Here is a 20,711-nt window from a genome sequence, read left to right on the forward strand (position 1 = left end):
CACAGGGATGGCGACCTAGCCCAGCAGGGTTTCGATGGCGTCGCCGATTTCCTGGTCGAGTTTTTCCAGAAAGCGCAATTTTCGCACCATCAGTGCAGCGGCGTCCAAATCTGCCGCTTCATCCAGTGCCGTGGCCAGATCTGCCACCAGTGCGCGGTTTTCCTGGCGCAAGCTGGCTGATAGTGCTTCCAGTGCTTCTACCTTGCCGGCGTCGCGGGCTTCTTCTATGTTTTCGCGCCATTCCATCTGCGCCATCAGGAAATCCACCGGCATGCTGGTATTGGTTTCCTCCTGGGTGTCGCGGCCTTGCAGGGACAGCAGATAGCGCGCGCGGCGCAGCGGCGATTTAAGCGTCTGGTAGGCTTCGTTGACGCGGGTGGCCTGCATCAGCGCCATGCGTTTTTCGGCATCGGGGCTGCTGGCGTAGCGGTCGGGATGCACGGTAGCCGCAGCGGCACGCCAGGAGTGTTCAAGTTGCTGGCTATCAAGCACAAAGCGGCGCGGCAGGCCGAACAGCTGAAAGAAGTCCTGGGAGAATTCGGTAGTCATGGCCTTGGGCTACGGGACTGCAGAGTGGCAACCGGACCGCCGCTGGTGGCAGCCCGGCTCAGGGAATGACAGACGGCGATCAGACGTTGAAGCTTTCGCCGCAACCACATTCGTTTTTCACGTTGGGGTTGTTGAACTTGAAGCCTTCGTTCAGCCCTTCCTTGGAGTAGTCCAGTTCGGTGCCGTCCAGATAGGCCAGGCTCTTGGCATCGGTAAATACCGTCACACCATTGCTTTCGAAGGTGATGTCCTCATCGGTCGCCGCATCGACAAACTCCAGCTTGTAGGCCATGCCGGAACAGCCGGAGGTTTTCACCCCCAGGCGGATGCCCAGGCCCTTGCCGCGTTTGGCGATGAACTGGCTGACGTGATTGGCTGCACTTGCCGAAAGGGTGATGGCCATGTCTGCGCTCCTTACTTGCCGTGTTTTTGCTTGTAGTCGCTCACTGCCGCCTTGATGGCGTCTTCAGCCAGGATGGAGCAGTGGATCTTCACCGGCGGCAACGCCAGTTCTTCGGCAATGGCGGTGTTCTTGATTGACATGGCTTCATCCAGCGATTTGCCCTTCACCCATTCGGTTACCAGGGATGACGAGGCAATGGCGGAGCCACAGCCGTAAGTCTTGAACTTGGCGTCTTCAATCACACCGTCGGCGTTTACCTTGATCTGCAGCTTCATTACATCGCCACAGGCCGGCGCACCAACCATGCCGGTGCCTACGGAGTCATCACCTTTTTCGAACGAGCCCACATTACGCGGGTTTTCGTAGTGATCCATCAACTTGTCGCTGTATGCCATGGTTCTCTCTCCTGCTGACGGAAGCGCGGCTGTCATGAGCCGAGCGCTCCCGCAAAATCATTGATAGTTCAGTGGGCGGCCCACTGTACCGAATTCAGGTCTACGCCTTCCTTGAACATTTCCCACAGCGGGGACAGTTCGCGCAATTTGCCGATTTTATCTTTCAACAGCGCAATGGCGAAGTCGATTTCTTCTTCGGTGGTGAAGCGGCCCAGGGTAAAGCGGATGGAGCTGTGTGCCATTTCATCGTTGCGGCCCAGGGCGCGCAGCACGTAGGACGGCTCCAGCGAAGCCGAGGTACAGGCCGAACCGCTGGAAACAGCCAGGTCCTTGATGGCCATGATCAGGCTTTCACCTTCAACAAAGTTGAAGCTGACATTGAGGTTGTGCGGTACGCGCTGGTCGATGTCGCCATTGATGTACACCTCTTCCATGTCCTTGATGCCGTTCCACAGACGGTCGCGCAGCATGCGGATGCGTTCGCTCTCGCTGTCCATCTCTTCACGGGCCAGGCGGAAGGCTTCGCCCATGCCGACAATCTGGTGCGTCGGCAAGGTGCCGGAGCGGAAACCGCGCTCATGGCCACCACCGTGCATCTGGGCTTCCAGACGCACACGCGGCTTGCGGCGGATGTACAGTGCGCCAATACCCTTGGGGCCGTAGGCCTTGTGGGCGGACAGGCTCATCAGGTCCACTTTCAGCACATTCATGTCCATCTTGACCTTACCCGGCGCCTGGGTGGCGTCGACATGGAAGATGATACCTTTTTCGCGGCAGATTTCGCCGATTTGCGGGATGTCCTGGATAACACCGATTTCATTGTTGACGTACATCACCGACACCAGGATGGTGTCCGGGCGAATGGCCGCCTTGAATTCTTCAATGTCGATCAGGCCGTTTTCCTGCACCCCCAGATAAGTCACCTCGAAGCCCTGGCGTTCCAGCTCGCGACAGGTATCCAGCACCGCCTTGTGTTCGGTCTTGACGGTGATGATGTGCTTGCCACGGCTCTTGTAGAACTGGGCGGCGCCCTTGATGGCCAGGTTGTCGGACTCGGTGGCACCGGAGGTCCAGACAATTTCCTTCGGGTCGGCATTCAGGAGCTTGGCCACTTCCGCCCGCGCATTCTCTACCGCCTCTTCCGCCGTCCAGCCAAAGCTGTGGCTGCGCGATGCCGGGTTGCCGAATTGCTCGGTCAGATAGGGAATCATCTTGGCGGCAACACGGGGATCAACCGGGGTGGTGGCTGAATAGTCGAGGTAGATGGGAAGCTTGAGCTGACTCATTATCAATTCTCCGGGGATGCGGTGCGCTTACAGTGCGCTGGAGGCGGAGGCAGTCGCACGGGGGCTGCTTTCGCGCTTGTCCTGCATTACATTGTTTTCTTTGGACGCTGTTTCCTTGGCGCGTTGCTTTTCAACCAGGCTGCCCAGGGTAACCTTGGCCAGATAGTCGAAAATGGTGGCGTTCAGGTTGGTCCACAAGTCGTGGGTCATGCAGCGGTGGTTGTCATGACAGTTTTCGCGTCCGCCGCACTGGGTGGCATCAACCGGCTCATCCACGGCGGCAATGATGTCTGCCACGGAAATTTCGGACGGGATGCGGGCCAGCGTGTAGCCGCCGCCGGGGCCGCGTACGCTGTCTACCAGTTCGGAACGGCGCAGTTTGCCGAACAGCTGTTCCAGATAGGAAAGGGAAATGCTCTGGCGCTCGCTGATGCCAGCCAGGGTCACCGGGCCATTGGCTTCGCGCATGGCCAGATCCAGCATGGCGGTTACCGCAAAGCGGCCTTTGGTGGTGAGACGCATGATCTTGAACTCCGATGGGTGGTTGGGATGATTATACCCAATTCCCGACTAAATTTGTCAACTATTAATGGCGGGTGTCGACAAGTCTGCTAGCTGCCCCGGATTGACCTACGGCGTGGGGCTGGCAAACGGCAGCAAAGTTGAGCATTTTACTAGGTTTATCAGCGCTCGGGGGGTTTAATTGCAGGACAAAACCGGGCTTGGTGTATGATTCGAGCAAACGCCCGTTTACATGGGTGCCATCACAGGTGCCGCCTGTTGCATGCAAGGATTGTGTTATCCGGCCAGGCCGGATGTGGCAGCCTGCCAGCGGCGGTGTCTTTGTCAGAGAGAGACAGGGAAATGAAGAAAGTGGTCATCAGCGGGTCCGGCCTGTTTACGCCCCCGCATGCAGTCAGCAATGAAGAACTGGTCGTTGCCTTCAATCTGTATGTTGCTGGCTGGAATGCACAGCATGCTACCGAAATTGCCACCGGAACCGTGGCGGCACTGGCCGAATCCAGTGCCGAATTCATCGAAAAGGCCTCCGGTATCAAGCAGCGTTTTCTGATGAACAAGGATGGTGTGCTGGATCCGGCACGCATGGCGCCTTATCTGCCGGAACGCGGTAACGATGTATTGTCCGTCCAGGCTGAAATGGGCGTGGCGGCGGCCACTGCGGCGCTGGCGCAGGCGGGCAGGACGGCGGCTGACATCGACATGGTGCTGGTGGCTTGTTCCAATATGCAGCGCCCTTATCCGGCGGTGTCCATTGAAATCCAGCAGGCGCTGGGTGTGCAGGGCTATGCCTTCGACATGAATGTGGCCTGCTCGTCCGCCACCTTCGGCATCCAGACTGCGGTCAATGCCATCCAGAGCGGCCAGGCACGCGCCGTGCTGGTGATCAGCCCGGAAATCTGCTCGGCCCACCTCAATTTCCGCGACCGCGACAGCCATTTCATTTTTGGTGATGCCTGCACTGCTCTGGTGCTGGAAGCTGCCGGTTCGGCCACCTCGGCCGAGCAGTTCGAGATTCTGGGTACCCGTCTGGCCACGGTGTTTTCCAACAATATCCGCAACAACTTCGGCTTCCTCAATCGCTGTGACGAGCAGGGCATTGGTCAGGTCGACAAATTGTTTGTGCAACAGGGCCGCAAGGTGTTCAAGGAAGTGTGCCCGATGGTGGGCGAGCATATCGTGCAACATCTGGAACAGCTGGGCATCCAGCCGCAACAGGTGGGCCGCTTCTGGCTGCATCAGGCCAACCTGGCGATGAACCAGCTGATTGCCCGCCGTGTACTGGGCCGTGATGCCACCGCGCAGGAAGCACCGGTGATTCTGGATCGCTACGCCAATACCAGCTCGGCTGGCTCGATCATTGCTTTCCACCTGTGCCGCGATCGCTTGGCACCAGGCGATATCGGTGTCATTTCCTCGTTTGGTGCCGGTTACTCCGTTGGCAGTGTTGTGGTGAAAAAGTGCTAGTTTTCTGCTGACAACTGCTGTGCATGCGCAATAAATGATCAGAAATGCGAGAGGGGTGCTTGTCAAACTGCCCCTCTCTGCATAATGTATCCGACCAAAGCCGCCCACAAGGCGCTTCAGAAGATCGGACAATCGATAACAATCACGAAGTCTGTACAAAGGAAAAGGAAAGAACAATGCAAGCTGCAAAGAAAATGCTGCTGGCCGCCGGCCTGATCGCCTCGGCCTCGATGGCTGCACAAGCTGCAGGAACGCTCGTATATTGCTCCGAGGGTAGCCCGGCCGGTTTCGACCCGGGTCAGTACACTACTGGCACCGACTTCGATGCCTCTGCCGAAACCGTATTCAACCGCCTGGTGCAATTCCAGCGTGGCGGCACCAAGGTAGTACCGGCGCTGGCGGAAAAGTGGGATGTGGCTGCTGATGGCCTGTCCTATACCTTCCATCTGCGCAAGGGCGTAAAGATTCAGACTACTGACTTCTTCAAGCCGACGCGTGACTTCAGTGCGGATGACGTGGTGTTCACCTTCGACCGCATGCTCAACAAGAACAACGCCTTCCGCAAAGCCTACCCGACCGAATTCCCGTATTTCACCGATATGGGCATGGATGAAAACATCACCAAGGTGGAAAAGCTGGACGCCAATACCGTCAAGTTCACCTTGAAGAACATCGATGCGGCCTTCCTGCAAAACCTGGCGATGAGCTTTGCCTCCATCCAGTCGGCCGAATATGCCGACAAGCTGTTGAAGGCTGGTACACCGCAACTGCTGAACCAGCAGCCGGTGGGTACCGGTCCCTTCATCTTCAAACGTTACCAGAAAGATGCGCAGATTCGCTTTGCCGCCAACAAGCAGTACTGGGACAAGGCCGACGGCCCTAAAGTCGACAATCTGGTATTTGCCATCACCACCGATCCGTCCGTGCGTTACCAGAAGCTGAAGGCCGGTGAGTGCCAGGTTACCGCCTACCCGCGTCCGACCGACATCGCTGCCATGAAGGCCGACAGCAAGCTGAACGTGATTTCACAGGCTGGCTTCAACCTGGGCTATCTGGCCTACAACGTGAAGCACAAGCCGATGGACAAGCTGGAAGTGCGTCAGGCACTGGATATGGCAGTCAACAAGAAAGCCATCATCGACGCCGTATACCAGGGTGCTGGCCAGGCTGCCACCAATCCGATGCCGCCGACCCAGTGGTCTTATAACAAGAGCCTGAAAGACGCCCCGTACAGTGTGGAAAAAGCCAAGGCGCTGCTGGCCAAGGCCGGCTACCCGAATGGCTTCGACATCACCCTGTGGGCGATGCCGGTGCAGCGTCCGTACAACCCCAATGCCAAGCTGATGGCCGAAATGGTACAGGCTGACTGGGCCAAGATCGGCGTCAAGGCCAAGATCACCACCTACGAATGGGGTGAGTACATCAAGCGCGCCAAGGCTGGCGAGCACGATGCCATGCTGATTGGCTGGACCGGTGACAATGGTGATCCGGACAACTGGCTGGGTACTCAGCTGGGTTGCGAAGCCATGAACGGCAACAACTTTGCCAAGTGGTGCTACAAGCCGTTTGAAGACCTGCTGCAGAAAGCCAAGCGCACCACCAATGTGGCCGAGCGCACCAAGCTGTACATGAAGGCGCAGGAAATCTACAAACAGCAGCTGCCTTACACCACTGTGGCTCACTCCACCGTGGTACAGCCGATGTCCAAGTCGGTAGTCGGCTTCAAGGTAAGCCCCTTCGGCCTGAACTCCTTCTATGGCGTCAGCCTGAAGTAATCCTGTTTGCTTCCCGACAGGGAAGTTGCTGATATCGGGGGCGTAAGCCCCCGATGTTTTGCATGGAGCACGGCGCTATCTTTACGTCAGATAAAGAAATGCCGTTACCGGTGAAACCGGCCGGGAGTGTCTGTCAGACGGAATGCAGTAAAACGGAAACAGCGGTGGCGTGCGAACGCGGACTGGCAGGCTTGACCTGTATCAAAGGCGCGGCCTTGGGCGGGTGTTATTGTCTACTCCGTCGAGGCGAAGGCGTGGCTGATGTAGGTGGGTGGTTCAGCCGGCGTCTTCTGCCCGACACCTTACTCCCGTTTTCCTGCGCTGTTCTCCGGCTTGTTTCTCCTTATCGTTTCCATGACATTCCCATCCATGATCTGGGTCTGAAATAACGGCGTCCGTCTGCCATGCTGTAAGCAGGCCGGATGCACGGGAGAAGTACGTATGTTGTCTTTCATTTTCCGCAGGCTGGGTTTGCTGATTCCCACGTTCTTCGGCATTACCTTGCTTACCTTCGGCCTTATCCGCATGATTCCGGGCGATCCGGTGGAAGTCATGGTGGGTGAGCGCACGCTGGACCCGCAAATGCATGCGGATGCCATGCACCGCCTGGGTCTGGACAAGCCGCTGTACGCGCAGTATGTCGATTACATCAGCAATTTGCTGCATGGCAATCTGGGCGAATCGCTGGTCACCAAGACCAGCGTATGGGCCGAATTCAAGACCCTGTTCCCCGCCACGCTGGAACTGGCGCTGGCTGCCATGGCTTTTGCTGTGGTGTTCGGCCTGTTGGCTGGCGTGATTGCCGCCATCAAGCGTGGCTCCATTTTCGACCATGGCGTGATGGGCATTTCGCTCACCGGTTTTTCCATGCCGATTTTCTGGTGGGGTCTGATCCTCATCATGTTCTTCTCGGTCAAGCTGGGCTGGACGCCGGTTTCCGGCCGGCTGGACCTGGCTTTTGACATCACGCCGCGCACCGGTTTCATGCTGATCGACACCTGGCTGGCCGAAGCGGCCGATCCGTCGGCCAATGCCGGTGCCTTCAAGGACGCGCTGATGCACCTGATCCTGCCGGCCATCGTGCTGGGCACCATCCCGCTGGCGGTGATTGCGCGGATGACCCGTTCCTCCATGCTGGAAGTGCTGCGTGAAGACTATGTGCGTACCGCACGGGCCAAGGGCCTGTCGCCGGTGCGGGTGATCTTTGTGCACACCCTGCGCAATGCGCTGATTCCGGTACTGACCGTGATCGGCCTGCAAGTGGGTACGCTGATGGGTGGCGCGGTGCTGACCGAAACCATCTTCTCCTGGCCCGGTATCGGCAAGTGGCTGATCGACGCCATCAGCCGCCGCGACTACCCGGTGGTGCAAAACGGCATCCTGATCGTGGCCACACTGGTGATCATCACCAACTTCATCGTGGACATTCTGTACGGTGTTGCCAATCCGCGCATCCGTCACGCCAAATAACGCTTGCAGGTATCGTCATGACTAATGCAAACATGCAGAACGCTGCGGTGCCCGCCGAAGATGCGGCACTGAGCTATCCTTCGCCGTTCAAGGAATTCTGGCAGGGCTTTTCTTATAACAAGGGCGCGGTTGCCGGCCTGATCTTCATGACCATCGTGGTGCTGTGCGCCGTGCTGGCCCCGCTGGTGGCACCCTACAGCCCCATCGAGCAATACCGCGACCACCTGCTGACACCGCCGGCCTGGCTGGATGGCGGCTCCACTGCCTTCCTGCTGGGGACGGATGAACTGGGCCGTGACATCCTGTCGCGTCTGATTTATGGCGCACGCCTGTCGCTGTTCATCGGCCTGTGCTCGGTGCTGCTGGCTATGCTGCCCGGTGTGGTGCTGGGTCTGCTGGCGGCCTTCTTCCCCAAGGTGCTGGGCGGGGTGATCATGCGCGTCATGGACATCATGATGGCCTTGCCGTCCTTGCTGCTGGCGGTGGCCATCATGGCCATCCTGGGGCCGGGCCTGATGAATGCCATGATCGCCATTGCCACGGTGTCCCTGCCTGCCTATGTGCGCCTGACCCGTGCTTCGGCCATGACCGAACTGAACCGCGACTATGTCACCGCTTCGCGCGTGTCCGGTGCCGGTCTGTTCCGTCTGATGTTCAACACCGTGCTGCCCAACTGCATGGCACCGCTGATTGTGCACGCCACCATGAGCTTCTCCTCCGCCATTCTGGAAATCGCCGCACTGGGTTTCCTGGGGCTGGGCGTACAACCGCCCACACCGGAGTGGGGCACCATGCTGGCCTCGGCCCGTGATTACATCGAACGTGCCTGGTGGGTGGTGTCGCTGCCTGGTCTTACCATTTTGCTGTCGGTACTGGCCATCAACCTGATGGGTGACGGCCTGCGCGATGCGCTGGACCCGAAACTGAAGCGCGCCGCCTGAGGAGGGAAGTATGAGTCTGCTGGAAATCAAGAACCTCTCGGTGGAGTTCGGTTCGGAAAAAAATCCCTTCCGCGCAGTGGAAGGACTGGACCTGAGCGTCAATCAGGGCGAAATCGTTGGCATCGTCGGCGAATCCGGTTCGGGCAAGTCAGTCACCATGATGGCCATGATGGGCCTGCTGGAAGGACAGGGCCGCATTGTGGCGGACACCCTGCAATTTGATGGCAAGAATCTGCTCACCATCTCGGCGCGCGAGCGTCGCAAGATTGTCGGCAAGGATATCGCCATGATCTTCCAGGACCCGATGACCTCGCTCAACCCCAGCTACACCGTGGGTTACCAGATCATGGAAGTACTGAAGATCCACCAGGGCCTGCGTGGTGCCGCACTGAAGCAGCGCGCGCTGGAACTGATGGAAATGGTGGAAATCCCGGCAGCGGCCAGCCGGCTGAATGCCTACCCGCACCAGTTGTCCGGCGGCATGAGCCAGCGCGTGGTGATTGCCATGGCCATTGCCTGTAATCCCAAGCTGCTGATTGCCGACGAGCCCACCACCGCCCTGGACGTAACCATCCAGGCGCAAATCATGGACTTGCTGGTCAATCTGCAGAAAAGCCAGAACATGGCGCTGATCATGATTACCCATGACCTGGCCGTGGTGGCCGAAGTGGCGCACAAGGTGGCGGTGATGTATGCCGGGCAAGTGGCCGAGATGGCCAAGGTGCCGGGCATCTTCCGCACTCCCACCCATCCGTATACCGAGGCGCTGCTCAAGTCCATCCCTGAACACAGCAAGGGCGCGCATCGCCTTTCCACCCTGCCTGGCATCGTGCCGGGGCAGTACGACCGGCCAAGCGGCTGCCTGTTGTCTCCGCGCTGTCCCTATGTTCAGGACAAGTGCAAGGCCCAGCGACCGGGCCTGACCGCCATTGACGGTGGCGTTGTACGCTGCCACTACCCGATTACGGCCAAGGAGGCATGATGAGTACCGTATTGCAGGCACGGGACCTCACCCGTTATTACGATGTGGCCCAGGGTTTTCTCAAGCCGACAGCCCAGGTCAAGGCGCTGAACGGCGTGTCTTTTGAATTGCAGGCCGGCAAAACTTTGGCGGTAGTGGGCGAATCCGGCTGTGGCAAGTCCACGCTGGCGCGCCAGCTGACGCTGATTGAGGCACCGACTTCCGGTTCGCTGCTGCTGGACGGGCAGGATGCCGCCACGGCCGGCAAGGCCGAGCTGAAAGCCATGCGCACCAAGGTGCAGATGGTGTTTCAGAACCCCTACGCCTCGCTCAACCCGCGCCAGAAAATTGGCACCCAGCTGGGCGAGCCGCTGGACATCAATACCAGCCTGTCGGCCAGCGAGCGCGAAGAGCGCGTACGCGCCATGATGGCCCGGGTCGGTCTGCGTCCCGAACATTACTACCGCTACCCGCACATGTTCTCCGGTGGCCAGCGCCAGCGTATCGCCATTGCCCGCGCCATGATGCTCAACCCCAAGATCGTGGTGGCAGACGAGCCGACTTCGGCGCTGGACGTTTCCATCCAGGCGCAGGTGCTCAATCTGTTCATGGATTTGCAGGAAGAGTTCAACACCGCCTATGTGTTCATCTCGCACAATCTGGCGGTGGTGGAACATGTGGCGGACGAGTTGATGGTGATGTATCTGGGACGTGCGGTGGAGGTGGGGGCCAAGGAAAAGATTTATTCCCGGCCGCTGCATCCTTATACCCAGGCGCTATTGTCCGCCACGCCTTCCATTCACCCGGAAGACAGGCGCATCAAGATCAAGATCCACGGCGAGTTGCCCAGCCCGCTCAATCCGCCGTCCGGCTGCACCTTCCACAAACGCTGCCCGTTTGCCAATGAACGTTGCCAGCAGGAAGTGCCGGAATTGCGTGCGCTGGACGAGCGCATGATTGCCTGCCATCACGCAGAGAGCATTAATAGCTGAACCATTCCGGTGCATCTTGTGTTGCAAAGGCCGGCTTCGCGTCGGCCTTTCTTGCTTCTTGCACCAGAATGTTCTGCAATCATGATGTAAATGACGCAAAACCCTACTGTTATGCCGCATTTTTGGCGCACTGCAACAAAAATGCCTTTACCCTCCCACTACTGCACGATACAGTCGCCATGGCACACACATCCAAAGGAAAACGAGAAGTGAAAAGAGCCGTGTATGCCGGAAGTTTCGACCCGGTCACCAACGGTCACTTGTGGATGATTCGCGAAGCCGTAGAGCTGTTCGACGAACTCATCGTGGCAGTCGGCGTGAACCCGGAGAAACACTGTACCTTCAGTGTGGACGAGCGCGTGGACATGCTGCGAGCCGTCACACGTGGCTTCAGCAAGCTGCGGGTGGATGTATTCGAAAACCAGTTTTTGGTGAACTACGCCCAGAGCATTGGTGCCAACTACATCATTCGCGGTATTCGCACCGCCAGCGACTACGAATACGAACGCACCATGCGTTACATCAACTCCGACCTGCACCCGGACATCACCACCATCTTCCTGCTGCCACCGCGGGAATATGCCGAGGTGTCCTCCACCATGGTCAAGGGCCTGGTCGGCCCGCGTGGCTGGCAGAACATGATTCGCCAGTATCTGCCCGAGCCGGTCTATCGCAAGCTGATCGCCATGTACCAGCCGGAATAGGCGGTCAGGCGGGACTTGCTGATGCGCGCGCCGGTCGCTTATGCTGGCGCGCGTTTTGTTTTTGTCCGAATGAATTACCCGGCAGTGCCACACCGGCTGCTGTCGCCAAGGAATGATATGGTCGATGTCTCCGCCTTTGCCAACCGGCTGCAGAAAAACTACAAGCACTACGCCAAGTGGGCCTCCCGTCAGGGGCTGGATGCCTGGCGTGTCTACGACAAGGACGTACCGCAGTTTCCGCTGGCGGTAGACCTGTACGGCGACCGCGTGCATTTGCAGGAGTACGACACCGGCTGGGAAATGGAAGACGAGGTCTATCAGCAATGGATTGCCGCTATCATGGTTGCCATCGCCGCTGTCACCGGACGCGATGAATCCGCCATCACCCTGAAAAGCCGCCGTCGTCAGAAGGGCGTCAGCCAGTACGAAAAAGTGGGCAAGCTGGGTGATGATTTCATCGTGCAGGAGTTTGGCCAGCGCTTCATCGTCAATCTGGATGCCTATCTGGACACCGGCTTGTTTCTTGATCACCGCAACACCCGCAAACGCGTGCGTGAAGAAGCCGCCGGCAAGCGATTTCTCAATCTGTTTGCCTATACCGGCAGCTTTACCGTCTACGCAGGAGCTGGTGGTGCAGTCAGTTCCGAAACGGTAGACATGTCCAATACCTATCAGGACTGGTCGCGCCGCAATTTCGAGCTGAACGGACTGGACCTGGCCCGCCATCAACTGGTGCGTGCCGATGTATTCCAGTATCTGGAGCAAGCAGTGGACGAGGGCAAGCAGTTCGACCTCATCGTGATGGACCCGCCCACCTTCTCCAATTCCAAGAAAATGCTGGATATCCTGGACGTCCAGCGCGACCACGTCTGGCTCATCGACTACGCCATGGCGCTGCTGGCACCGGGCGGTACCTTGTACTTCTCCAATAATCTGCGCAGCTTCGTGCTGGACGAACGCCTGGCCGAGGACTATCACATCCGTGACATCAGCGGGCAGTCCGTGCCGGAAGACTTCCGCAACCGCAAGATCCACCAGTGTTACCAACTGAAAAAGAAAGCCAGCTGACATGCCGCAAGTCATCATGCAATACAGCAGCGGGCTGCAGCTGGATATCCCCGCCACCTTGCTGGCCATCAATCAGGCATTATTGGCCAGCGGCCAGTTTCAGGCAGAGGACATCAAAAGCCGGGCCATCCTGTTGCAAGACTGGCTCACTGGCACCACACCGGGTAGCGCCCCGTTCGTGCACCTGCAACTCCATATCCTGAGCGGTCGGGACTTACCCACCCGCCAGCAACTCTCCGACAGCCTGCTACCCGTCTTGCAACAACAGATTCAAGGTCCCACCGGCACCCAGCTTTGCGTGGAAGTCTGTCAGATGGAACGCGACAGCTACCGCAAATGCTGGCTGTAATGCCGCAGGCAGAACAAAAGGCTCACGACCGTGGGCCTTTTTTCTGTCTGAAGCAGCGGCAAACCGGCGCGCTGCTCTTGTAAAAGCCACTACGCATCCCATCTTGCTGCTACCACCTATCTATATATGCCGGTTACCGGCAAGGAGCGCAGCATGGCCACCATCAATATCACCGGCAGCAGTTTCAATGAGACCGTCGACAAGGGCGGCATCGTCATTCTGGATTTCTGGGCCGAATGGTGTGGTCCGTGCAAGATGTTTGGCCCCACCTTTGACGCCGCTGCGCTCAAGCATCCCGACATCGTGTTTGGCAAAATCAATACCGAAGAAGAACAAGAACTGGCTGGCCATTTCCAGATCCGCTCCATTCCCACACTGATGGCACTCAAGGACGGCATCATCGTCTTCAACCAGGCTGGTGCCATGATGCCGGCCCAGTTTGAAGAACTGATCAAGGCGCTGCGCGATCTGGACATGGAAAAGGTCAAGGCGGATATCGCCGCGCAGGATGAGTGATTGCAGTCGCCGATATATGTTTCCGACAAAAAGCCCGGCCCAGCCGGGCTTTTTGCTGCCGGTGTCGGTGGCGAAACCAGCTTTTTGCGCCAGTTTCCCCCGTGGGTCAGCGTCAGGATGGACGCCAGTGCGCCGCTGCCTGTGCGTGCGCAGCAAAACAGTCATGAAACCCGCATTTCATAAAGTATTACCGTTCAGTGACTTAGCGCGCTCTTGGCCGGGATTTCAGCAAATCGTGCAGATTTCTTCGCACAAAGTGTTGACGAGGGGTGGGCGTGGCGGTATAGTTCGCCTCCTCAGCAGACAACGCAGCGACGGAAACGAAACGCAGCGACCTGCACCGCTCTTTAAAAAACAGAATAACCGATAGGTGTGAGTGCTTGGCGAAAGCCAAATACTTGCACTGCAAGACAAGAAATACTTGTTATTTTCTTTGATCTTGCGTGCCAGAAAATTTGCTATGAGATTGAACTGAAGAGTTTGATCCTGGCTCAGATTGAACGCTGGCGGCATGCTTTACACATGCAAGTCGAACGGTAACAGGGAGCTTGCTCCGCTGACGAGTGGCGAACGGGTGAGTAATGCGTCGGAACGTGCCGAGTAGTGGGGGATAACTATCCGAAAGGATAGCTAATACCGCATACGCTTTGAGAAGGAAAGCAGGGGATCGCAAGACCTTGCGCTATTCGAGCGGCCGACGTCTGATTAGCTAGTTGGTGAGGTAAAGGCTCACCAAGGCATCGATCAGTAGCGGGTCTGAGAGGATGATCCGCCACACTGGGACTGAGACACGGCCCAGACTCCTACGGGAGGCAGCAGTGGGGAATTTTGGACAATGGGCGCAAGCCTGATCCAGCCATGCCGCGTGTCTGAAGAAGGCCTTCGGGTTGTAAAGGACTTTTGTCAGGGAGGAAATCCCTAAGGTTAATACCCTTGGGGGATGACAGTACCTGAAGAATAAGCACCGGCTAACTACGTGCCAGCAGCCGCGGTAATACGTAGGGTGCAAGCGTTAATCGGAATTACTGGGCGTAAAGCGTGCGCAGGCGGTTGTGTAAGTCTGATGTGAAAGCCCCGGGCTCAACCTGGGAACTGCATTGGAGACTGCACGGCTAGAGTGCGTCAGAGGGGGGTAGAATTCCGCGTGTAGCAGTGAAATGCGTAGAGATGCGGAGGAATACCGATGGCGAAGGCAGCCCCCTGGGATGACACTGACGCTCATGCACGAAAGCGTGGGGAGCAAACAGGATTAGATACCCTGGTAGTCCACGCCCTAAACGATGTCAACTAGCTGTTGGGGGTTTGAATCCTTGGTAGCGTAGCTAACGCGAGAAGTTGACCGCCTGGGGAGTACGGCCGCAAGGTTAAAACTCAAAGGAATTGACGGGGACCCGCACAAGCGGTGGATGATGTGGATTAATTCGATGCAACGCGAAAAACCTTACCTGGTCTTGACATGTACGGAACTTGCCAGAGATGGCTTGGTGCCCGAAAGGGAGCCGTAACACAGGTGCTGCATGGCTGTCGTCAGCTCGTGTCGTGAGATGTTGGGTTAAGTCCCGCAACGAGCGCAACCCTTGCCATTAGTTGCTACCATTTAGTTGAGCACTCTAATGGGACTGCCGGTGACAAACCGGAGGAAGGTGGGGATGACGTCAAGTCCTCATGGCCCTTATGACCAGGGCTTCACACGTCATACAATGGTCGGTACAGAGGGTAGCCAAGCCGCGAGGTGGAGCCAATCTCATAAAACCGATCGTAGTCCGGATCGCACTCTGCAACTCGAGTGCGTGAAGTCGGAATCGCTAGTAATCGCAGATCAGCATGCTGCGGTGAATACGTTCCCGGGTCTTGTACACACCGCCCGTCACACCATGGGAGTGAGTTTCACCAGAAGTGGGTAGGCTAACCGTAAGGAGGCCGCTTACCACGGTGGGATTCATGACTGGGGTGAAGTCGTAACAAGGTAGCCGTAGGGGAACCTGCGGCTGGATCACCTCCTTTCTAGAGAAGGCGATTGTCAAGTACTCACAGCCTATCGGTTATTCATGATTTAAGGGTAGTAACTGGGTTTGTAGCTCAGCTGGTTAGAGCACTGTGTTGATAACGCAGGGGTCGTAGGTTCGAGTCCTACCAGACCCACCAGTTTGGGGGATTAGCTCAGTTGGGAGAGCACCTGCTTTGCAAGCAGGGGGTCGTCGGTTCGATCCCGTCATCCTCCACCATTCTTACAGTGCAAACAAAAGCGCACACAGCATTTTATTGCTGCGTGAATTTCTGTTTGCGTTGTTTTTACAATGCCCGATCTTTAACAAACTGAAGAAGCCGAATTAATTAGACGGCGAAATGAAATGCATGGAGTTAACTCTGCATGCAGGACAAATCGTCATCTTGGGAATTTGATTGTATCTAATGTCATGTCGCCATATCAAAAGGGGCGGTGTGACATGTCGCACAAACACAATTCTGTCGGATTGGTAATCTAGGTTACTGAAATGATAGGGTCAAGCGACTAAGTGCATCTGGTGGATGCCTTGGCGATCACAGGCGATGAAGGACGTGTAAGCCTGCGAAAAGCGCGGGGGAGCTGGCAATAGAGCTTTGATCCCGCGATATCCGAATGGGGAAACCCACCCGCAAGGGTATCCCAGACTGAATACATAGGTCTGTGGAAGCGAACCGAGTGAACTGAAACATCTAAGTAACTCGAGGAAAAGAAATCAACCGAGATTCCGTCAGTAGTGGCGAGCGAACGCGGAATAGCCTGTATGTGATAGAGATTGAGATAGTGGAAGGCATTGGAAACTGCCGCCATAGTGGGTGATAGCCCCGTACACGAAATTTCATTCTTGGTACTAAGCATACGAAAAGTAGGGCGGGACACGCGAAATCCTGTTTGAAGATGGGGGGACCATCCTCCAAGGCTAAATACTCGTGATCGACCGATAGTGAACCAGTACCGTGAGGGAAAGGCGAAAAGAACCCCGGGAGGGGAGTGAAATAGAACCTGAAACCGGATGCATACAAACAGTGGGAGCCTCGCAAGGGGTGACTGCGTACCTTTTGTATAATGGGTCAGCGACTTACGTTCAGTAGCAAGCTTAACCGCATAGGGGAGGCGTAGGGAAACCGAGTCCGAATAGGGCGCTTTAGTTGCTGGGCGTAGACCCGAAACCGAGTGATCTATCCATGGCCAGGATGAAGGTGCGGTAACACGCACTGGAGGTCCGAACCCACTAGTGTTGCAAAACTAGGGGATGAGCTGTGGATAGGGGTGAAAGGCTAAACAAACTCGGAGATAGCTGGTTCTCCCCGAAAACTATTTAGGTAGTGCCTCATGTATCACTTCCGGGGGTAAAGCACTGTTATGGCTAGGGGGTCATTGCGATTTACCAAACCATGGCAAACTCTGAATACCGGAAAGTGCGAGCATGGGAGACAGACGGTGGGTGCTAACGTCCATCGTCAAGAGGGAAACAACCCAGACCGCCAGCTAAGGTCCCAAATGATCAGTTAAGTGGTAAACGAAGTGGGAAGGCCCAGACAGCCAGGATGTTGGCTTAGAAGCAGCCATCATTTAAAGAAAGCGTAATAGCTCACTGGTCGAGTCGTCCTGCGCGGAAGATGTAACGGGGCTCAAACTGATAACCGAAGCTGCGGATTTGCACGTAAGTGCAGATGGTAGGGGAGCGTTCTGTAGGTCTGTGAAGGTGTCTCGAAAGGGATGCTGGAGATATCAGAAGTGCGAATGCTGACATGAGTAGCGATAAAGCGGGTGAAAAGCCCGCTCGCCGAAAGCCCAAGGTTTCCTACGCAACGTTCATCGGCGTAGGGTGAGTCGGCCCCTAAGGCGAGGCTGAAAAGCGTAGTCGATGGGAAACGGGTTAAAATTCCCGTACTTTTGTGTAGTGCGATGTGGGGACGGAGAAGGTTAGGTCAGCGGCCTGTTGGAATAGGTCGTTCAAGCTGGTAGGTGGTTAGGGTAGGCAAATCCGCCCTTTCATTCAACACCGAGAAGTGATAACGAGGGTCTACGGACCTGAAGTGACTGATACCACGCTTCCAGGAAAAGCCACTAAGCTTCAGCTACACAAGAACCGTACCGCAAACCGACACAGGTGGGCAGGATGAGAATTCTAAGGCGCTTGAGAGAACTCAGGAGAAGGAACTCGGCAAATTGATACCGTAACTTCGGGAGAAGGTATGCCTCTTTAGGTGAAATCCCTTGCGGATGGAGCTTGGAGAGGTCGCAGAGAATCGGTGGCTGCGACTGTTTATCAAAAACACAGCACTCTGCCAACACGAAAGTGGACGTATAGGGTGTGACGCCTGCCCGGTGCTGGAAGGTTAAGTGATGGGGTGCAAGCTCTTGATCGAAGCCCCAGTAAACGGCGGCCGTAACTATAACGGTCCTAAGGTAGCGAAATTCCTTGTCGGGTAAGTTCCGACCCGCACGAATGGCGTAACGATGGCCACACTGTCTCCTCCTGAGACTCAGCGAAGTTGAAGTGTTTGTGAAGATGCAATCTCCCCGCTGCTAGACGGAAAGACCCCGTGAACCTTTACTGTAGCTTTGCATTGGACTTTGAAGTGGTTTGTGTAGGATAGGTGGGAGGCTTTGAAGCCAGGACGCTAGTTCTGGTGGAGCCGACCTTGAAATACCACCCTGACCCCTTTGAGGTTCTAACCTTGGTCCGTTATCCGGATCGGGGACAGTGCATGGTAGGCAGTTTGACTGGGGCGGTCTCCTCCCAAAGTGTAACGGAGGAGTTCGAAGGTTACCTAGGTACGGTCGGAAATCGTGCTGATAGTGCAATGGCAAAAGGTAGCTTAACTGCGAGACCGACAAGTCGAGCAGGTGCGAAAGCAGGACATAGTGATCCGGTGGTTCTGAATGGAAGGGCCATCGCTCAACGGATAAAAGGTACTCCGGGGATAACAGGCTGATACCGCCCAAGAGTTCACATCGACGGCGGTGTTTGGCACCTCGATGTCGGCTCATCACATCCTGGGGCTGTAGCCGGTCCCAAGGGTATGGCTGTTCGCCATTTAAAGTGGTACGTGAGCTGGGTTCAAAACGTCGTGAGACAGTTTGGTCCCTATCTGCAGTGGGCGTTGGAAGTTTGACGGGGGCTGCTCCTAGTACGAGAGGACCGGAGTGGACGAACCTCTGGTGTACCGGTTGTCACGCCAGTGGCATTGCCGGGTAGCTAAGTTCGGAAGAGATAAGCGCTGAAAGCATCTAAGCGCGAAACTCGCCTGAAGATGAGACTTCCCTGAGGGCTAGACCCTCCTGAAGAGTCGTTCGAGACCAGGACGTTGATAGGTCGGGTGTGGAAGCGCTGTGAGGCGTTAAGCTAACCGATACTAATTGCTCGTGAGGCTTGATCCTATCATTTGAGTGGCTTGGGAAACCGGGCTGACGGATAGTGCATGTGCGACGCGATCAAAGATCCAAGACTAATTAAGGCGGGAGTAGAGAGGTGGGAGTGGGGAGTAAACCCCTGCAACTGACGAACTACCCCCGAAACGGAGAGCAGGACAAGAGCGGGCAGAGACAACTCTCTACTCCCGACTCTCTACTCCCCACAAGGCTTCTTCAAGTTTGTTGACAGTTTATGTCTGGTGGCCATAGCGAGGTGGTCCCACGCCTTCCCATCCCGAACAGGACCGTGAAACGCCTTAGCGCCGATGATAGTGTGGCATTCGCCATGTGAAAGTAGGACACCGCCAGACTCCCCATACAGAAGCCCAGCTCAATCGAGCTGGGCTTTGTGCATTCTGCGCCACCATTTAACTTGCCTGACCACAAGTCCTTGCTCCGCTGCAGCGGTGACGGGGGCGTGGATGGGGCGCAGCAAATACAAAGCCACCGCATGCGGTGGCTTTGTCGTTTGAGCGGTTTGTTTAGGTGCTGCGTAGGCTAAAGCATCAGGTTCAGCATGCGATCGATGCGGACCCGGCTCAGTCTGGTAAGGATGGTGCGTACCTTGAGCGGATAGTTGCGCACGCTTTCCAGCTGGCGGTAGTGGTTGATACGGGTGCAGTGTTGCAGGATGTGCTGCTGCTCGGCATGGCTTTGGGATTGTAGCTGCTGTTCCGGGTCGTGAATCAGCAGGGCATTTTCCAGATCGAGCCGGAAGGCCCTTGGATTCATGTTGTTACCGGTAAGCAGGATGTGCTGTGCATCACACCACATGCCTTTGAGGTGGTAGCTGTTATCTTCATCTTTCCACAGGCACAGATTGAGCTTGCCGTTTTCGATTTGTGCCTGGCGGCGCTTGGCGAAGCGGCGCAGGTTCATTTCGTACAGATAGGGCAGGGTACCAATCAGCTTGAAGGGCTCTGATTCGGGGATGAAAAAATCGTTGGCAGTCTTGTCGCCCACGATGATGGTGACCTCCACGCCACGGCGCAGGGCTCGGTTGATGGCGCGCAGCACGGCCATGGGGAAGTTGAAGTAAGGCGTGCAGATCACCAGCCGGTGCTGGGCATGGCCGATCAGTTGCAGGATGAGCTGATTCAGCGGATTGCCCTTGCCCAGCCCGACGATGGGGGTGACACCCATGCCCTGCTGGCAGGTCTGCTGCCGTGGCAGTGGATAATGGGCCTTTTCCAGCTGATTGCGAAAGGCGCGGATTTCCTTGCGGATGCTGCGGGTACCGGGAACCGGTTTGTCCAGCCGGAACACCGCCTCGTCATTGCAGATGTTTTGCAGCATGAAGCTGGCCATGCACTCTGCCAGCGCGGTATTACGAATCAGGTGATAGCGGTCGAAGCGGTATTTGTCCTGCTTGTGCAGGTAGACGTTGTTCAGGCTGGCACCGCTGTAGATGACCAGGTCATCAATGATGAAGCCCTTCAGATGCAGCACGCCAAACAGTTCCCGTGTCTGGGTGGGAACGCCGTAGATGGGTACTTCCACCGCGTGCAGGCTGGCTTGCTCGCGATACCATGTGGCATTGCAATTAGTTTTGCTCTCGCCAATTCGGCCCCGTTGGGCTCGATGCCAGTCGACCAGAATGCGTACATCCAGTGCTGGATTGCGCTGTTTGGCGGCAAAGATGGCTGCCAGCACGTCTTGTCCTGCCTCGTCCTGTTCCAGATACAGCGCCGCGATATAAATGCGCTGCTTGGCTGCCGCCAGTGCGGCTAGCAGCGCCTGGCGAAAGTCGGCGGCGGATTGCAAGGAGCTGAAATCGCTGGCCGTCAGTGCAAAACGTGGCAAACGCTCCAGAGATGGCCGGGGAAGTAGAAATACCATGTGAATCACGCGTAAAACGGTTGATCGGGGCATCCTAGCATCGTTTTCTGCT

The 20,711-nt window shown here is 56.7% G+C and carries 16 protein-coding genes, 2 tRNA genes and 3 rRNA genes; 15 read left to right on the forward strand and 6 right to left on the reverse strand.

Annotation, left to right across the window (positions count from 1 at the left end):
- Positions 1 to 15: 15 nt before the first annotated feature.
- The 5 genes from hscB to iscR all read right to left on the reverse strand — a co-directional run bounded on the left by hscB (position 16) and on the right by iscR (position 3,155).
- Positions 16 to 549: a Fe-S protein assembly co-chaperone HscB gene (gene hscB, locus GSR16_RS02685; protein ID WP_159875028.1), complete on the reverse strand. Its 534-nt coding sequence runs from the start codon at positions 547 to 549 to the stop codon at positions 16 to 18.
- A gap of 79 nt (positions 550 to 628) precedes the next feature.
- Positions 629 to 952: an iron-sulfur cluster assembly protein IscA gene (gene iscA / locus GSR16_RS02690; RefSeq protein ID WP_159875029.1), complete on the reverse strand. Its 324-nt coding sequence runs from the start codon at positions 950 to 952 to the stop codon at positions 629 to 631.
- An 11-nt stretch (positions 953 to 963) separates the two neighbouring features.
- The gene (gene iscU, locus GSR16_RS02695) at positions 964 to 1,347 is read right to left on the reverse strand and encodes a Fe-S cluster assembly scaffold IscU (RefSeq protein WP_124642521.1); all 384 of its coding nucleotides are present in this window, start codon (positions 1,345 to 1,347) and stop codon (positions 964 to 966) included.
- A 68-nt stretch (positions 1,348 to 1,415) separates the two neighbouring features.
- Positions 1,416 to 2,633 carry an IscS subfamily cysteine desulfurase gene (locus GSR16_RS02700; protein ID WP_159875030.1) on the reverse strand — a complete coding sequence of 406 codons (1,218 nt, stop codon included), beginning with the start codon at positions 2,631 to 2,633 and terminating at the stop codon, positions 1,416 to 1,418.
- Between the two features lie 27 nt (positions 2,634 to 2,660).
- The gene (iscR, locus tag GSR16_RS02705; protein ID WP_159875031.1) at positions 2,661 to 3,155 is read right to left on the reverse strand and encodes a Fe-S cluster assembly transcriptional regulator IscR; all 495 of its coding nucleotides are present in this window, start codon (positions 3,153 to 3,155) and stop codon (positions 2,661 to 2,663) included.
- 342 nt (positions 3,156 to 3,497) lie between these two features.
- Between iscR and GSR16_RS02710 the strand changes: the two genes are divergently transcribed.
- The 15 genes from GSR16_RS02710 to rrf all read left to right on the forward strand — a co-directional run bounded on the left by GSR16_RS02710 (position 3,498) and on the right by rrf (position 19,131).
- On the forward strand, positions 3,498 to 4,619 hold the full coding sequence (locus tag GSR16_RS02710; RefSeq protein WP_159875032.1) for a beta-ketoacyl-ACP synthase III: 1,122 nt from the start codon (positions 3,498 to 3,500) through the stop codon (positions 4,617 to 4,619).
- 176 nt (positions 4,620 to 4,795) lie between these two features.
- Positions 4,796 to 6,394 (forward strand): ABC transporter substrate-binding protein, encoded by a 1,599-nt coding sequence (locus tag GSR16_RS02715; protein WP_159875033.1) that lies wholly within the window; start codon positions 4,796 to 4,798, stop codon positions 6,392 to 6,394.
- 441 nt (positions 6,395 to 6,835) lie between these two features.
- Positions 6,836 to 7,864 carry an ABC transporter permease subunit gene (locus tag GSR16_RS02720; protein ID WP_159875034.1) on the forward strand — a complete coding sequence of 343 codons (1,029 nt, stop codon included), beginning with the start codon at positions 6,836 to 6,838 and terminating at the stop codon, positions 7,862 to 7,864.
- Positions 7,865 to 7,881: 17 nt separating this feature from the next.
- The gene (locus GSR16_RS02725; protein WP_240902585.1) at positions 7,882 to 8,805 is read left to right on the forward strand and encodes an ABC transporter permease subunit; all 924 of its coding nucleotides are present in this window, start codon (positions 7,882 to 7,884) and stop codon (positions 8,803 to 8,805) included.
- Between the two features lie 10 nt (positions 8,806 to 8,815).
- Positions 8,816 to 9,787: an ABC transporter ATP-binding protein gene (locus tag GSR16_RS02730; protein ID WP_062790234.1), complete on the forward strand. Its 972-nt coding sequence runs from the start codon at positions 8,816 to 8,818 to the stop codon at positions 9,785 to 9,787.
- Positions 9,787 to 10,758: a peptide ABC transporter ATP-binding protein gene (locus GSR16_RS02735; RefSeq protein ID WP_159880713.1), complete on the forward strand. Its 972-nt coding sequence runs from the start codon at positions 9,787 to 9,789 to the stop codon at positions 10,756 to 10,758. The genes GSR16_RS02730 and GSR16_RS02735 overlap by 1 nt, the downstream gene beginning before the upstream one ends.
- A gap of 179 nt (positions 10,759 to 10,937) precedes the next feature.
- Positions 10,938 to 11,462, forward strand: a complete 525-nt coding sequence (coaD, locus tag GSR16_RS02740; protein WP_159875035.1) for a pantetheine-phosphate adenylyltransferase — start codon at positions 10,938 to 10,940, stop codon at positions 11,460 to 11,462.
- Between the two features lie 117 nt (positions 11,463 to 11,579).
- Positions 11,580 to 12,530: a class I SAM-dependent methyltransferase gene (locus GSR16_RS02745; protein WP_159875036.1), complete on the forward strand. Its 951-nt coding sequence runs from the start codon at positions 11,580 to 11,582 to the stop codon at positions 12,528 to 12,530.
- Between the two features lies 1 nt (position 12,531).
- A complete protein-coding gene (locus tag GSR16_RS02750; RefSeq protein WP_159875037.1) occupies positions 12,532 to 12,879 on the forward strand; it encodes a 5-carboxymethyl-2-hydroxymuconate Delta-isomerase in 348 nt (115 codons plus the stop codon).
- A 153-nt stretch (positions 12,880 to 13,032) separates the two neighbouring features.
- Positions 13,033 to 13,395: a thioredoxin gene (trxA, locus tag GSR16_RS02755; protein WP_159875038.1), complete on the forward strand. Its 363-nt coding sequence runs from the start codon at positions 13,033 to 13,035 to the stop codon at positions 13,393 to 13,395.
- 468 nt (positions 13,396 to 13,863) lie between these two features.
- Positions 13,864 to 15,399 (forward strand): 16S ribosomal RNA (locus GSR16_RS02760).
- 64 nt (positions 15,400 to 15,463) lie between these two features.
- Positions 15,464 to 15,540: transfer RNA gene (locus GSR16_RS02765), tRNA-Ile, on the forward strand.
- A 4-nt stretch (positions 15,541 to 15,544) separates the two neighbouring features.
- Positions 15,545 to 15,620 (forward strand) — tRNA-Ala (locus GSR16_RS02770).
- A 277-nt stretch (positions 15,621 to 15,897) separates the two neighbouring features.
- Positions 15,898 to 18,787 (forward strand): 23S ribosomal RNA (locus GSR16_RS02775).
- A gap of 229 nt (positions 18,788 to 19,016) precedes the next feature.
- Positions 19,017 to 19,131 (forward strand): 5S ribosomal RNA (rrf, locus tag GSR16_RS02780).
- The 16S, 23S and 5S rRNA genes sit together here with 2 tRNA genes alongside, the layout of an rRNA operon.
- Positions 19,132 to 19,318: 187 nt before the next feature.
- Here rrf and pssA read toward each other — a convergent pair.
- Positions 19,319 to 20,659 carry a CDP-diacylglycerol--serine O-phosphatidyltransferase gene (gene pssA, locus GSR16_RS02785; RefSeq protein ID WP_159875039.1) on the reverse strand — a complete coding sequence of 447 codons (1,341 nt, stop codon included), beginning with the start codon at positions 20,657 to 20,659 and terminating at the stop codon, positions 19,319 to 19,321.
- Positions 20,660 to 20,711 lie beyond the last annotated feature (52 nt).

It is taken from the genome of Aquitalea denitrificans (assembly GCF_009856625.1).
Classification (GTDB): Bacteria; Pseudomonadota; Gammaproteobacteria; order Burkholderiales; family Chromobacteriaceae; genus Aquitalea; species Aquitalea denitrificans.

Bases quoted from the DNA above. Each gene is read 5' to 3' on its own strand.
- hscB (WP_159875028.1), bottom strand. From the start codon at position 549: ATGACTACCGAATTCTCCCAGGACTTCTTTCAGCTGTTCGGCCTGCCG.
- iscA (WP_159875029.1), bottom strand. From the start codon at position 952: ATGGCCATCACCCTTTCGGCAAGTGCAGCCAATCACGTCAGCCAGTTC.
- iscU (WP_124642521.1), bottom strand. From the start codon at position 1,347: ATGGCATACAGCGACAAGTTGATGGATCACTACGAAAACCCGCGTAAT.
- GSR16_RS02700 (WP_159875030.1), bottom strand. From the start codon at position 2,633: ATGAGTCAGCTCAAGCTTCCCATCTACCTCGACTATTCAGCCACCACC.
- iscR (WP_159875031.1), bottom strand. From the start codon at position 3,155: ATGCGTCTCACCACCAAAGGCCGCTTTGCGGTAACCGCCATGCTGGAT.
- GSR16_RS02710 (WP_159875032.1), top strand. From the start codon at position 3,498: ATGAAGAAAGTGGTCATCAGCGGGTCCGGCCTGTTTACGCCCCCGCAT.
- GSR16_RS02715 (WP_159875033.1), top strand. From the start codon at position 4,796: ATGCAAGCTGCAAAGAAAATGCTGCTGGCCGCCGGCCTGATCGCCTCG.
- GSR16_RS02720 (WP_159875034.1), top strand. From the start codon at position 6,836: ATGTTGTCTTTCATTTTCCGCAGGCTGGGTTTGCTGATTCCCACGTTC.
- GSR16_RS02725 (WP_240902585.1), top strand. From the start codon at position 7,882: ATGACTAATGCAAACATGCAGAACGCTGCGGTGCCCGCCGAAGATGCG.
- GSR16_RS02730 (WP_062790234.1), top strand. From the start codon at position 8,816: ATGAGTCTGCTGGAAATCAAGAACCTCTCGGTGGAGTTCGGTTCGGAA.
- GSR16_RS02735 (WP_159880713.1), top strand. From the start codon at position 9,787: ATGAGTACCGTATTGCAGGCACGGGACCTCACCCGTTATTACGATGTG.
- coaD (WP_159875035.1), top strand. From the start codon at position 10,938: ATGGCACACACATCCAAAGGAAAACGAGAAGTGAAAAGAGCCGTGTAT.
- GSR16_RS02745 (WP_159875036.1), top strand. From the start codon at position 11,580: ATGGTCGATGTCTCCGCCTTTGCCAACCGGCTGCAGAAAAACTACAAG.
- GSR16_RS02750 (WP_159875037.1), top strand. From the start codon at position 12,532: ATGCCGCAAGTCATCATGCAATACAGCAGCGGGCTGCAGCTGGATATC.
- trxA (WP_159875038.1), top strand. From the start codon at position 13,033: ATGGCCACCATCAATATCACCGGCAGCAGTTTCAATGAGACCGTCGAC.
- pssA (WP_159875039.1), bottom strand. From the start codon at position 20,659: ATGGTATTTCTACTTCCCCGGCCATCTCTGGAGCGTTTGCCACGTTTT.